Consider the following 13,052-nt stretch of genomic DNA (forward strand, 5'->3'; position numbering starts at 1 on the left):
AAGAATCACGGCTCATAAATATCAGCCGTGATCATTTTTGAACCATTCTTTCAAGGAGGTGTCCGATGGTCCCGAGTGCAAAATTGATCACCATTCGAGAAGCGGCCAACCGGTTAGGGCTCAAGGAAAGCACGATCAGGAAATATATCCTGAAACGGCAGATTGCCTATGTGAAGCCGTCGGTGCGAGCCGTGCGGATTCCCATTGAGGAATTGGAACGGATTCTGGCGGCCGGCTTGAGGCCGGTCATTCCCCAGGCGGAAGGTGCCCGATGAGCCGCTGGAAGGAGTTTCGGCGGGAACCAGTGGCCGGGGAATGGACCAGAAAGCAGAAGCGGGGCTACCACCGGGTGCGGTCGCTCCTGTGGTTCTGGGAATGCCACCAGTTCCAAGTGCTTTGGGTCACCCTGTCAACGGCAGAAGGCGGGAATGCGGAGAAGTTGACCTATCACCACAAGCAACTCCGTCAACGGATTGAACGCCTGCTGGGCTTTCAGGGCTTGGAGTACTACCAGGTCCGGACGGAAGAAGGTCACGGCGTCCTCCATATCTTCTGGGCTTGGCGGGTGCCGGATGGGGAACGTGCGCGCCGCTTCTGGATCTCGCAAGAATGGCTCTCGTCCCAATGGCAGGGCCTCCACGGGGCTCCAGTCGTCTGGATTAAGGCCTATCAGCCCAGTCATCGCTCTCGAAATCGTCTCAGCCGCTATGTCATCAGCCAGTACGTCCAGGATCAATGTGGCTACGTGAATATGTGTTGGTCGTGGAAACGCTCGCTGGGGTTCCCCATCAGCCGGCTGTGGGAAGAGATGCGGCATCAGTGGTCCACTAGGAATGCCTATCGCCGGATCAGGGGAGAAATCGAAATCCCGCGCATTGTTTTCATTAAGACTTGGGAGGATCTGCTCTCGGGGCATCCGATTTGGTTCAGCGGGACCATTCTGCAACTGGTACTGGGAAAAGGCTTGGTCTACCAGGAGGTGTGAGGATGATCTGGCATCGATGCGATTTGAAGCTCCCGAGTCTGTTTGGCCCGGCCTGTTGCGGACGGGAAGCGACCACCTACGACCGGGCACGAAAAGCTTGGCTTTGTCCTGAGCATACGAAGGACCGGCTCTGTGAGTTCTGCCACTTCGAACGAGCCTGGGTGCGACTCTGTTATCCGGAGAAGGATGTGACGTGCGAAATCTGGCTCTGTATCGACTGTGCGGGGCTCTCTGCGCGACTGTGAACCAATCAAATCAATTTGTCCCTGTCACCCGTCCACTATCCGTCACGGGTGAGAGGGAACGATGCTCCGCCCTTACACAAGGCGGCGATGCGTCAGCTTGGCCGCCGTTCTGTTGGATCGTTGCTTACAAAGACAGAGTAGAGAAGAGGACAACTGAAACCATGGGGAGAGTAGGAACGCAAAGACTCCGCCCAACGAGGCCGCCCGGCCGTTCCGGACCACTGGACCGGACGGCCGGGGGGATCGGGGGCGCAGCCCCCGCTTCACTTGATCTATATGGTCAAAGTAGGACGTGAGTTTGATGGTACGTAGCTTCATGGGGTAATATTCGCCCGCATCGCAGTGGATCTAATAGGTGTCCGGCTATACACCACTGGTAAAGGTTATTTCTATGGAATCAGAATACTTGTCCGATGATGGCCTGGAGACACCAGAGGTTGGTGCCTGGGCAGAAGAAAAATACCGAATCGTAAATCTGTATGACACACTGTTTTCAACCGGAATGAAAAATAAATGGGAATGCCGGGTGTATATTGATCTTTATTCCGGGGCTGGATATTCGCGGATCAAAGGTACGAAGAAGATAATTCGCGGCTCACCCATGATCGCTTTGAACGTGGCGCACCCATTTGACAAGTATATATTCTGTGAGAAGGACGAAAGTCTCATGTCTGCACTCAAGGAACGGGTGGCCCGAGATTTCCCTATGCGGGATGTAGCCTTTGTGTGGGGAGACTGCAATGAAAATGTGTCCAAGATAATGTCATTAATTCCTCCACATTCAAAGGATAAGAAAGTTCTGACTTTATGTTTTGTGGACCCCTTCAATATCGGCATTCAATTTGAGATTGTAAAAAAGTTAAGCTCCAAGATCATGGATTTTCTGATTGTCTTAGCGGTTGGAATGGATGCTACTAGAAACGAGGCTATATATGCTGACCCCGGTAACTCCCAAATAGATCGTTTTCTCGGCAACAGTACCTGGCGTCAGAGATGGTCTGAACAACGGCTGCTCAAGATACCCTTTCGCCACTTTTTGGCTCAAGAATACGCGAATCAGATGGCACAAATTGGTTATTTACCGATTAGTATCGATAAGATGAAAGAGGTTAAGTCTGACGATAAGAATTTGGCTCTCTACCACATAGCATTCTTCTCCAAAAATAAAATGGGATATAGTTTTTGGAAAGACGTCCTGAAGTACTCTGACCCTCAGCAAACGCTAGGCCTTTGAAAGTTAAATGGCGCAATTAACATCAATAGAGTGGACAGAGGCAACCTGGAATCCTGTCACAGGTTGCTCAAAGATTAGCCCCGGATGCAAATTCTGTTATGCGGAGCGCCTTGCTATGCGCCTGAAAGCTATGGGGCAGCCTCGCTACAGGAACGGATTTGAAATCACTTTACAACGTGACTTGCTATCGTTGCCGCTTAAATGGTCACAACCCAAGATGATCTTTGTTAATTCGATGAGCGATCTTTTTCATGACTCAGTTCCGGAGGAGTTTATTCAGGAAGTATTCGCTACAATGAAGGCTGCACATTGGCATACATTTCAGGTGCTTACGAAACGATCGGAGCGCTTGGCGGACGTTGGTGGCAGGTTGCCATGGTCTAAAAATGTTTGGATGGGAGTTAGCGTGGAGTCTCCCGATTTTGTTCATAGGATTCGTCATTTATTGAAAGTGCCCGCTGCAGTGAGATTTTTATCCGTAGAGCCATTGTTGGCACCAATTCCGCGACTACCGCTTTCTGGTATTGATTGGGTCATACTCGGCGGAGAGTCGGGACCGGGCTGCAGGTCCATGGAAGAGAAATGGGTTCGCGATATACGTGATAAGTGCCTTTTTCAAACCGTGCCATTTTTCTTTAAGCAGTGGGGGGGTGTGCGTAAGAAGGCAACAGGAAGAGTCTTAGATGGTGTTACTTGGAATCAGATGCCGAAACCGAAACGCCGCCATCCAATCTCTGGTAGGGTAAAGGCTGAAATCCGCTGAAACGAATCTTAATGATCCATTTTGTGCCAGAGGGGGCTCCGGAAATTCGGTCAGTGTGTTAAGTGGTAGCCTGGCTTCACCTGCCCCGTCGAGGGGTGGCCGACGAAAGGAGCGAGGCAATGAAGAGGACGAGACGGAATCACGGAGCAGCCTTTAAGGCCCAGGTGGCCTTAGCCGCGGTCAAAGGGGACAAGACGGTGGCCGAATTGGCCGAGCAGTTCAGAGTTCATCCCACCCAGATTACCGAATGGAAGCAGCAGCTCCTGGCCCGGGCGGCAGACGTGTTTGGCGGGACAAAACCGCCGTCGGAGGCGCCGGATCTCAAAACCCTGCACGCGAAGATTGGGCAATTGACGCTGGAGAATGATTTTTTAGAGGGCCCGCTCACCAAGGCGGGCTTGCTGAGCGCAAAGCGATGATTGACCGAACGCATCCCGTATCCATCGGGCGACAATGCCAACTGGTGCAGCTGGCTCGCTTGACCGCGCACTACCAACCGAAGCCCGTCTCCGACACCACGCTGGCACTCATGCACCGGATCGACGAGCTCCATCTGCAGTATCCGTTTGCTGGTGTGAATCATCAGCCGAAGTTGACCCTTTTATTCTGATGTGAACTTGACCCCTCCCCCGAGTTGAATCTGCATGTGATGGCGCTATGACTCCGACTGGGGCGCGGCACCGACAGGGGACTTGAAGAGCCCCGCCTTCCGCTTCTCTCGCAATCGATAGCTCTCCCCTTTAATATTGATCGTGATGGAATGGTGGAGGAGCCGGTCGAGAATCGCCGTGGCGATCACCGGATCGCCAAACACGTCGCCCCAGGCGCCGAGGCTCTGATTGCTGGTGAGCAGGATCGAGCCCTTCTCATAGCGCCGAGAGATGAGCTGGAAGAACAGATTGGCGCCTTAGTTAAACTGTTTGATCTTTCAGGAGTACGTGCTTAGGGGCGTGCGGGGCTGCGCTGTAATCGCAACCAAGCAGGGCATACCGTTTGTCGCAGATAGTGTTTTTCATGCCCCATACGGTATCAGTCGTTCGCGAAAGTTATCACTTCTAGTGTCCGTGCCTCCATTCCGTGGGCCGGCTGTTTAAGCGTCCTCGGAAGTTGTAAGTCAGGGTTCTTTCCAGGGCACCCCTCCTCCTGGTGCTCTATGTTGTGCGGGATTAGTGAGCATTTCCGTATCGATTTAAGCAGGTCACGCACACCTATCTGGGGCCATTGCTAAATAGCAGGGCAATCGCCGGTCACCTGCTGTGCTAATGACTGAAAATACTGGTATTTCTAGTTGGCAGTAGGGCCATTTGGACATATTGCTAATGCGTAGTGATTCATATAAATGTCCATTGTGCGTCTGGATGCTAGTTCCCATAATTCGTAAGAGTATTTGAAAGGCTTGTCTGCTGTAGGGGATTGGTCAGGAACGAGAGGAAGGCCTTTGGGGGGGGCTTATCCGCCTTAGCGGCTAGCGAAAGTTTGTGGTCGAACCCGCGTGATGTTTCGTGCGGTTTGCGGTCTCCGGGAATAAAAGACTGCCTCGGTGGGGAAGTTATAGATAGGTGTTGTGAAAATAGCTTTCTGCCCATCAAAAGAGAAGGCTAATTTTGCCTGGTCTGTTGTACGGTTTGATGTTGGGGGCAAAGTGACGAGTGTGTGGGTTGATACGCTTAGGGAATGTTGGTTGCTATGCATAAAGTAGTGACGATTTTTCTTGTCGGCATACTGCCTGCCTTATTAAGTGCCTGTCTATCGGGGCGGAATGTCCACAATTTTATTCGATCATCAGATGGACGGATCGTGAAATGCTTCGAGCCGCCGCCAGATCTGATCCTGAAGAGTGGCGATGCTAAGGTTACTGCTGCCGTGAAGGGGATTGGTGATTTACTTAAGGCCGAAGGTGGTGTGAAAGTTGAAGCTCAGAAAGTTCGTGAAGTTTCGTCCGGGGTTAATAACTTCGAGGTTGTTGAGTTTAGGCTGTGCACACAATACGGAAATGACCTGCTTTCACCAACCCAGTTTCAGAAGTTTCAAGATGAAATTTTGCCAATTCTGCGCTCCCAGTCTTCGAAGTTATCCGGAAGTGAGACGCAATTAAGATTTGAGGCCGATCTTAAGGAAGCCAACTTTATCCGTCATCCTACCAGCAAAAAGGTGAGAGCGGAGTTTGTTTGGATATTACGGCCTGTGCTCGAGGACAACCAGTTAGCCGCCCACATTTTCATTGGTGAGGCAAGTCTGTGGGATGATGAGCTGCTTGAGTGTGGCGAAAGTGTAGGAGGGGGGAATAGCCGTTGCCAAGATGGGGGGAGGCCTATTCGCCAAAAGGTATGGAGTGAATTGCAGGAGAATCCAATTATTCTCCGAGGAGGCACGGCGGGCAGTTACGTCACCTGGATGACGATGCTGCCAGTTGGTGTAAAGGTTGTCCGATTAGACTGGGATTTCTATCAACGAGAGGCAGACGACAACGCCTTCTGTCGACCCAAGGAAAGCCCATATGTGCCTCCGGCAGGTATACCACTGCTCGAAACTGCGCACGTCAGCGGGGCTCCTGCCAAAGGACTGTGCTATCACTCTTACGACTCGAGAGTATTTGCGGTGCCATCCTGAACCGAGGGAGGTTGACATGAGACATCGGCGCTTCGGTGGAATGGTTGTTTTATTCGCTTGTATTCTGGCCGGCTCACCGCTTGGTTTCGCCGGGCAAGAAACTATCCGTGTACAGCCCGATGATGATCAAAGTGAATTCATCCAATTGGCACAGGCCTCTGGAAGCGTGGATATGCCATCGAGCGGGATGGGGGCTGGCGGAGCGCGTCCGCCGAGCCGCATCAATCCACCACNNATGGGGGGGGCGGGGCAGGGCATGGGTGGCCAGCCAGCCTACCCTTCTGGCGCAAACTGCAGGACTCCAATTGGAATGTGTCCGAGGGGAGAGTGGCGCCCTGTTGGGGAGCCATGCTATTGCCAGAGAATTTCTGATGGTGGATTTGACCCTGGACAGATTGTCAGGTGATTTGTGGAGGCGGGTGACCATTAGTAGGTGGCCCGTCCGACCCCCACGGCACGACAGGCCCGCTGAACCGGGAGACCATGGACCGTCACCAGATGCGTGACGACCTCCCGCCGTTCAGCAGGCCTTAGAGCTTTTTTGCGATGACATCCTTCAGGGCCAGATTCTCCAACGACAGGTCGGCATACATCCGTTTGACGCGGCTGTTCTCGTGTTCCAGTTCCTTCAACCGCTTTACGTCGGAGGCTTCCAAGCCGCCGTACTTGGCCTTCCACTTGTAGTACGTGGCGGAATTGATGCCGTGGTGCCGCCAGATCTCATTGACGGGACGACCGGCATCGGCCTCTTTCAGGGTCGACACAATCTCCGTTTCGGTGAACTTCGACTGACGCATGGGAACCTCCTGGCTAGGGTGGCTATTGTGCCAGAAAGTTCTCCTAATGACTGTCTCGATCTACGGGCAGCTTACAGTTCCATCAAATTGCTGTTGGGGAGTTTAGGCAAAATGAGACTGGGAGAACTGCAGCGGAGGAGATCATAAAAAGGTCACACGAAACGATTGAGGCATTGAAAATCATAGAAGCCGCGCATAGGGAAGCAGTAGACAAGTACTATCGTTGGTTCTCATATACCGTTCTGGCGTTGATCTTCTCTGTGTTTATGTATTTTGGATTTCGGATCACTATAAAAAATACCTTTGTAAGTTTAATAGAGGGCTTGGCCGTTCAAGATAAGGCTTAATTGGGAAATAAATCGTTTTCCCCCGCTCAGAGAAGTGCGACCCTGCTCTGGCAACTCGACTGCCGGCTCCATTCCCGAAATGGTCTTGATCGCAATCTAGACGCCCATGATGGATTTCATGAAGAGGAGCGATTATTTATTTGATCGTCTGCCCACTTAGTTTCCTTAGAAGTTATTCATGATGTGCCCTGCGTGCTCGCTATACGCCATAAGTCTAAATTTGACTTAATGCCTGCCACAGACCAAAGATCTGCTCGTACCCCATCATCCATTAGACAATCGTCAGGATGGGCAAAGATCCGATTTGCGCGCTGTGTGATCGCATCTCGTGTTGCTGTATCCCGGCCTTCCCACCACGACGGTGAAAAGAATACGTTTTCCCCGTATTCAAAAATAAATCGCAAAACAGCGTGAGTCTGAAGATAAGGCTTGAGTCTTCGCAAGCTGGTCATCAGCTTGCTGCAAGCGCCATTGTTATCTTCGATCCAGGCGAAAACAATTGCTGATCCGCGATCTGTGCATATGATCGAGCACGTTACGATATCAGCATGGGTTTCCGGATACTCAAGGGATTGAATTCTATTGCCATCGAAGTCGAAGTCGGGGGTCGTGCCTACACTACAGACCAAGGGTGGCGAGTGGTCGAGTTCGATCGCGTAATACCGAACGTTACTATAGTGCTGTGCTTGCAAATAATCGTCATATTTGGACTTTATACTCTTCAGATCGCGAAGGCCTGCCTCAAGACCAAGCTCCCTGCCATTCATGAATTCTTGCAAAATAAATTGCTCCGTAGGCTTCTTACCCCTATCGATAATCTTTTTAATCCGGCTTGCTGAGTAGGCGCATTGTTTCGTGAAAAAGACCTGGCAAATGGCACGGTAAGCCAGAAGGAAGCAATGTTCATCGGTCAGAGTCGAGATGCGATCATCTACTGCGGAAAACGTCCGGCTATCATGTGCATGACAGAAGCCGGCAAAGGTGGATGCTTTGTTTACGCCGACTTTGCCGACAGTAAGTTGTCCTCCATTTTTAGCCATGGAAGGAAAATGAGAGCTGAAATGCAATACGTGTCCATTTTCGGCGATAACTTTCAAATTAGTACTAATGGAAATGCTATGGGCGTCAATTATGTGTGAGCACGCAATAGATGACTGAGGGGGATGGAGGCATGTCTTGAGAGAAAAGGCCTTGCGCGTTAGGGCGACTATTTCATGCGGCTGCAATGGAGTCTGGGATGCCCTACTTTTATGGCACTGGGCATATGTATCACCTGATTCGCACCAACATGGAGCCTTATCGGCGAAGTATACGCGTTCTTCCGACATAAACCTCGAATGCTCTAGCTTGAATGTTATTCCATTGATTGAAGATCCCGCCCCGTCGCGGAACCGTTCGAGGGCATAACAGAGGTTGCGGTCGCATATCGTTGGTATAAGGGTGCATATTGCTAACCCTATGGACTTCGTTATAGTTCAGGTGGAGGCACTGAGATTTCTCCTTGGTCGGAGTGCATTTTAATCGAGGGAATTGGTCCCGATTTTGGTCACGGTTCGGTCCCGGTTTTGGCCACGATTACAGGTATGCCTCCATCTCAACTAGTCGCCAGAGTCATTTAGCTAAGTATCTGTTTTGTAAAATTAAAGTGGCAATCTATCTTCCTTGATCGCTGTCAGTCTTGAGGGTGCTTTTTGCGACTTTGGAGCTGGCTACCTAGGTTCGATTCCTAGTCCCCCAGCCAATTTCCCTCCCAGACGATCCTCTGAGAACGTACGCGACTCAGGTCGAGATGTGAGGCTGTCAGCGCCACAACTTTGAACGGGCGGTCGTTCCTTCACGAACTCTGCACGGTCTGTGCACGTTTTTCATCCAGTTCGGCCCAACGGGCATAGAGCCGCTCCACCTCAGCTTGTGCCGCCACCAATGCCTGGCTTCGTGCCTGGAGCGCTGCGGCATCCGACAGCACGGCCGGATCCTGCATCGCGGCTTGGCAGGCTGTGACCTCTTCCTCGGCTTTGAGGATACTCTCTTCGATCGTGCCCCATTCCTTCTGTTCGCGATAACTCATCTTTTTGGGTTTGCGAGCGGGACTTGTCGAGGCAGTCTCGTCCTGGACCGCAGCACGCCCGTCACTCTTCGACTCCGGGGCGGATCCACCGGCCCGCTCCTGCGCACTTTCCCACTGGGCATAGTCGGCAAACCAGTCCACGCGTCCCGTGCCATCCAGTGCCAGCAGGATGGTCGAGACGCGATCCAGCAGCCACCGATCATGGGTCACCAGCACGAGCGCACCGGGGAATTCCAGCAGGCTATCCTCCAGCACTTCGAGGGTTGGAATATCCAAGTCATTGGTCGGCTCGTCCAGGATAAGCAGGTCCGCAGGCTGGAGCATGAGTCGGGCGATGAGGAGCCGTGCCTGTTCGCCGCCGGACAGTTTCGAGACCGGGAGATCCAGTTGTTCGGGACGGAAGAGAAAGCGTTTCGCCCATGAAGCCAGGTGAATCGAGCGATCCTGATAGACGACGGCATCGCCCGACGGGGCCAGTGCGCGTCGCAAGCTCGTCGATTGGTCCAGGGACTCGCGATGTTGCTCAAAGGAGACGATACGCAGCGCGTCGGCTCGCGTGATGGTGCCGGAATCGGGCTCCAGCGTCCCGGCCAGTAACCGCAGCAGGGTGGATTTACCGCTGCCGTTCGGACCAAGGAGTCCCAGCCGTTGGCCGGGCCCGAGGAGCAGGTCGAGATTGGTGATGACGGGCGTCCCGTTGAAGCTCTTGCTGACCTGCTCCGCGACCACGAGTTGTTTGGACTTTCGGCCCGAGGCGGAGAAGTCGATGCCGATGGTCGACTGTGCCGAACGGGATTCGGCCTGGTTCAATTCGTCGATGAGCTTGCCCGCTGATTGGATCCGACCTTTGGCTTTGGTCGTGCGGGCCTTGGGGCCGCGCCGCAGCCACTCCACTTCACGGCGGACGCGATTGGCTAATGAGGCCTGGTAGTCGGCTTGTGCTTGAAGGGCGGCATCGCGCTGTTCGAGGAAATCACTATAGCAGCCGCGGGATTCAAACCGGCCTTCGGGATAACAGCGGTTCAGTTCCACCATGCGAGATGTCACCGATTCGAGGAACCGGCGATCGTGGCTGATCACGAGAAAGGCTTTGGCGCGATTCTTCAGCAGTTGCTCCAGCCAGATAATGCCTTCCAAGTCCAAATGGTTCGTCGGCTCATCCATGAGTAGCACATCTGGCTCGAGTAGCAAGGCCTGGGTGATGGCCAATCGTTTGCGCCATCCTCCGGAGAGTGTGGAAACGGCCTGTTCCGGGTCTGGAAAGGTTCCGATGCTGAGGGCCCTGGCGATCCGGCCACCCTGTTCGTGAGGATCCAGCCCGTCTTCCGTCAAGGTGTCTTGCAGCACCTGTTCAATGCTGTGATGCGGAGGAAACAGGGGTTCCTGCGGAACATAGCCGATGCGTGTGTGGCGCCGCAGGGTGCGTGTGCCTTCATCCGGGGATTCGAGCCCTACAAGGATCTTAAGCAGGGTCGATTTGCCGGATCCGTTCGGTCCGATTAATCCCACATGATCGCCGTCGGAGAGTGCCAGGGAGAGATCTGTAAACAGGGCTCTGACCCCATAGCTTTTGCTGATCGATTCGCAACTCAACAGAATGTTCGGGGCCATACCCTGGGTACCTCTTTCGTCACGTTGAAAGCATGCAGTATACGGTGTGGTGGGGGCTCGGGGCTAGCGGCTAGCGGCGTGGGAGGGAGTGGTCTACCGTGCCGCCGAGTGAAACGATGTGAGGTATCTTGCGGGTGGGAATGTAAAAATCAGTGCGCCGTTCGAGCGCGTCCCGTGCGGAGACGTTGCTGAAAGCAGCTCGGGCAGAGATGGTAACCACCCTGTGTGGAGGTATGAAATGATTCCATTTTGGTGGTCCCGCAATCAAAACAGCGCACCTCGCTCACCACAGACCGTGGCAAGGGGGGCGTGGGATCAATGCGCTGCAGTTGGTCGTGCAGACGGCGTGTGGAGCGGTAGATGTGCCGGAGGAGGGGTTGTGCTTCGGTTGCTGCATAGGGGATCGCGGCTTCGAGCAGGGAGAGGCGTTCGCGAAACGAGCCCGGTTCTTCGAGAGGCTCTTCACTGCAAGGTCCCGTCACCATCGTTGAGGCTCCTTTGTCGTGGAGTGATGCCCGATCAGACGAGTGGCGATTCTCGTTCATCGGCGTGACAGGGTTCAAGGGTGCCGAAGGCTGGAGTCCCCGTACTTTGTGAGGGACGGTGGAATGGGAGGATTCGATGGGACTTGGTGCTGGTCAGCGAGGGGTTTGAGCTTTCTCGATCTTGGCCCAAGTGTCTTTGAGTGTGACGGTTCGATTAAACACCAGCTTGTCGGGTGACGAATCGGGGTCGGCGCAAAAGTATCCCACGCGTTCAAATTGCACTCTGGTTCCGGGGGCGATCGCAGCCAGGCTGGGCTCTACCTTGCAAGTCGGCAGTCGCTCCAGCGAATGGGGATTCAGGTGCTGGGTCCAGTCCTGGTCAGCGGGAATCTTGCCTGGATCCATGAGCATGAGGCTCTCGTATAGCCGAATTTCTGCATCGATGGCATGAGCGGCCGATACCCAATGGATCGTCGCCTTCACCTTCCGTTGCGCTTGCGCTCCGCCGCTCTTGGTTTCAGGGTCATAGGTGCAGCGCAACTCCGTAACCTCACCCGTGGCTGGGTCCTTCACCACGCCGACACAGGTGATGATGTAGGCGTACCGCAGGCGCACCTCGCGTCCCGGAGAAAGGCGAAAGAACTGCTTCGGCGGATCTTCTCGGAAATCTTCCTGATCGATATAGAGGGTGCGTGAGAAGGGCACCTGACGCGTCCCGGCTGAAGGGTCTTCCGGGTTGTTGACGGCTTCGAGTTGCTCGACCTGTCCCTCCGGGTAATTCTCAATGACCAGCCGCAAGGGCCGAAGCACCGCCATCACACGGGGCGCACGTTTGTTTAAGTCTTCCCGGACGAAGTGTTCAAGCAGTTGCATCTCGACCACGGCATCCCGTTTCGCGACGCCGATAGCCTCGCAAAAGGCCCGCAGGGCCTCGGGTGTGAAACCGCGGCGGCGGAGGCCTTTCAGTGTGGGAAGGCGAGGATCATCCCAACCGTTCACCAGCTTGCGTTCCACCAGATCGAGCAATTTTCGTTTGCTCATGACGGTGAAGGTGACGTTCAGTCGGGCGAATTCGATCTGCTGCGGACGCTGTGCAGTGCCGCAGTGCTCGACCACCCAGTCGTACAGCGGCCGGTGGTCCTCAAATTCCAGCGTGCAGATCGAATGGGTGATGCCTTCCATCGCGTCGGAGAGGGGGTGCGCAAAGTCGTAGGCCGGGTAGATACACCAGGCTGTGCCGGTGCGGTAATGGGCCACGTGTCTGATCCGGTAGAGCACGGGATCGCGGAGATTGATGTTCGGCGAAGCCATGTCGATCTTCGCCCGCAGCACGTGGGTCCCGTCGGGAAATTCGCCGGCACGCATCCGCCGAAACAGATCCAGGTTTTCTTCGACGCTCCGGGTGCGGAATGGACTGGCTTGTCCCGGCTCGGTCAGGGTTCCGCGGTATTTGCGCATGTCGTCGGCCGTGAGGCTGTCGACGTACGCGAGACCTTTCTGAATCAGGCCCACGGCATAGTCGTAGAGCCGCTCGAAGTAATCGGATGCGAAAAACATCTTGTCCTGCCAGTCGAAGCCGAGCCAGCGGACATCGTCTTGAATGGCCTGCACATATTCAGGATCTTCCGTGGTCGGGTTGGTATCATCCATGCGGAGATGGCAGATGCCGCCGGAATTTTCGTTGGCGATGCCGAAGTTGAGACAAATCGATTTGGCATGGCCGATATGGAGATACCCGTTCGGCTCCGGCGGAAAGCGGGTGACCACTCGGCCTTCATGTTTGCCGGCAGCACGATCGGTTGCGACGATCTCGCGGATGAAGTCTGAACGTGTCGGTGGTTCTGGCGTGGTGGACATAATGGTTGCGAGTCCGTCGAGTTGCAGGTGATGAAACGCGCATGGTTCTA

At 54.1% G+C, this 13,052-nt stretch carries 11 protein-coding genes and 3 pseudogenes; 7 read left to right on the forward strand and 7 right to left on the reverse strand.

Annotation, left to right across the window (positions count from 1 at the left end; all coding sequences use genetic code 11):
* Window positions 1–65: 65 nt before the first annotated feature.
* The 6 genes and pseudogenes from NSND_RS15285 to NSND_RS15310 form a co-directional block, all read left to right on the forward strand.
* A complete protein-coding gene (locus NSND_RS15285; RefSeq protein WP_080879808.1) occupies window positions 66–275 on the forward strand; it encodes a helix-turn-helix transcriptional regulator in 210 nt (69 codons plus the stop codon).
* Window positions 272–985 carry a hypothetical protein gene (locus NSND_RS15290; RefSeq protein WP_080879809.1) on the forward strand — a complete coding sequence of 238 codons (714 nt, stop codon included), beginning with the start codon at window positions 272–274 and terminating at the stop codon, window positions 983–985. The genes NSND_RS15285 and NSND_RS15290 overlap by 4 nt, the downstream gene beginning before the upstream one ends.
* 2 nt (window positions 986–987) lie before the next feature.
* Window positions 988–1,230 carry a hypothetical protein gene (locus tag NSND_RS15295; protein ID WP_080879810.1) on the forward strand — a complete coding sequence of 81 codons (243 nt, stop codon included), beginning with the start codon at window positions 988–990 and terminating at the stop codon, window positions 1,228–1,230.
* A gap of 355 nt (window positions 1,231–1,585) precedes the next feature.
* Entirely contained in the window at window positions 1,586–2,464 is an 879-nt protein-coding gene (tcmP, locus tag NSND_RS15300; RefSeq protein ID WP_143833577.1) for a three-Cys-motif partner protein TcmP, read from the forward strand.
* A gap of 7 nt (window positions 2,465–2,471) precedes the next feature.
* The gene (locus NSND_RS15305; RefSeq protein ID WP_080879812.1) at window positions 2,472–3,227 is read left to right on the forward strand and encodes a DUF5131 family protein; all 756 of its coding nucleotides are present in this window, start codon (window positions 2,472–2,474) and stop codon (window positions 3,225–3,227) included.
* Window positions 3,228–3,346: 119 nt separating this feature from the next.
* Window positions 3,347–3,801, forward strand: a pseudogene (locus tag NSND_RS15310) (transposase); the annotation flags it as partial.
* Between the two features lie 81 nt (window positions 3,802–3,882).
* Here NSND_RS15310 and NSND_RS15320 read toward each other — a convergent pair.
* Window positions 3,883–4,131, reverse strand: a pseudogene (locus NSND_RS15320) (ATP-binding protein); the annotation flags it as partial.
* A 782-nt stretch (window positions 4,132–4,913) separates the two neighbouring features.
* On the opposite strand from NSND_RS15320, the gene NSND_RS15325 reads away from it, so the two are divergent.
* Window positions 4,914–5,837 carry a hypothetical protein gene (locus NSND_RS15325; protein WP_143833578.1) on the forward strand — a complete coding sequence of 308 codons (924 nt, stop codon included), beginning with the start codon at window positions 4,914–4,916 and terminating at the stop codon, window positions 5,835–5,837.
* Between the two features lie 530 nt (window positions 5,838–6,367).
* Here the strand turns inward: NSND_RS15325 and NSND_RS15330 are convergent.
* From NSND_RS15330 to NSND_RS15355, 6 genes and pseudogenes are all read right to left on the reverse strand, one after another.
* Window positions 6,368–6,634: a transposase gene (locus NSND_RS15330; protein WP_080879816.1), complete on the reverse strand. Its 267-nt coding sequence runs from the start codon at window positions 6,632–6,634 to the stop codon at window positions 6,368–6,370.
* A gap of 523 nt (window positions 6,635–7,157) precedes the next feature.
* Complete coding sequence (locus NSND_RS21055) at window positions 7,158–8,078, reverse strand: hypothetical protein (protein WP_235000272.1); 921 nt, start codon at window positions 8,076–8,078, stop codon at window positions 7,158–7,160.
* 153 nt (window positions 8,079–8,231) lie between these two features.
* Window positions 8,232–8,309: pseudogene (locus NSND_RS22190) on the reverse strand (SEC-C metal-binding domain-containing protein); the annotation flags it as partial.
* Between the two features lie 506 nt (window positions 8,310–8,815).
* Complete coding sequence (locus tag NSND_RS15345) at window positions 8,816–10,660, reverse strand: ABC-F family ATP-binding cassette domain-containing protein (protein WP_080879819.1); 1,845 nt, start codon at window positions 10,658–10,660, stop codon at window positions 8,816–8,818.
* Between the two features lie 149 nt (window positions 10,661–10,809).
* Window positions 10,810–11,145, reverse strand: a complete 336-nt coding sequence (locus NSND_RS15350) for a ZZ-type zinc finger protein (protein WP_080879820.1) — start codon at window positions 11,143–11,145, stop codon at window positions 10,810–10,812.
* A gap of 153 nt (window positions 11,146–11,298) precedes the next feature.
* Entirely contained in the window at window positions 11,299–13,002 is a 1,704-nt protein-coding gene (locus tag NSND_RS15355) for a glutamine--tRNA ligase/YqeY domain fusion protein (RefSeq protein ID WP_080879821.1), read from the reverse strand.
* Window positions 13,003–13,052: the final 50 nt, after the last annotated feature.

Origin of the sequence: Nitrospira sp. ND1 (assembly GCF_900170025.1) — a bacterium.
Taxonomy (GTDB): Bacteria; Nitrospirota; Nitrospiria; order Nitrospirales; family Nitrospiraceae; genus Nitrospira_A.

Coding starts and splice junctions, on each gene's coding strand:
- NSND_RS15285 (WP_080879808.1), top strand. CDS start 66: ATGGTCCCGAGTGCAAAATTGATCACCATTCGAGAAGCGGCCAACCGG.
- NSND_RS15290 (WP_080879809.1), top strand. CDS start 272: ATGAGCCGCTGGAAGGAGTTTCGGCGGGAACCAGTGGCCGGGGAATGG.
- NSND_RS15295 (WP_080879810.1), top strand. CDS start 988: ATGATCTGGCATCGATGCGATTTGAAGCTCCCGAGTCTGTTTGGCCCG.
- NSND_RS15305 (WP_080879812.1), top strand. CDS start 2,472: ATGGCGCAATTAACATCAATAGAGTGGACAGAGGCAACCTGGAATCCT.
- NSND_RS15325 (WP_143833578.1), top strand. CDS start 4,914: ATGCATAAAGTAGTGACGATTTTTCTTGTCGGCATACTGCCTGCCTTA.
- NSND_RS15330 (WP_080879816.1), bottom strand. CDS start 6,634: ATGCGTCAGTCGAAGTTCACCGAAACGGAGATTGTGTCGACCCTGAAA.
- NSND_RS15345 (WP_080879819.1), bottom strand. CDS start 10,660: ATGGCCCCGAACATTCTGTTGAGTTGCGAATCGATCAGCAAAAGCTAT.
- NSND_RS15350 (WP_080879820.1), bottom strand. CDS start 11,145: ATGGTGACGGGACCTTGCAGTGAAGAGCCTCTCGAAGAACCGGGCTCG.
- NSND_RS15355 (WP_080879821.1), bottom strand. CDS start 13,002: ATGTCCACCACGCCAGAACCACCGACACGTTCAGACTTCATCCGCGAG.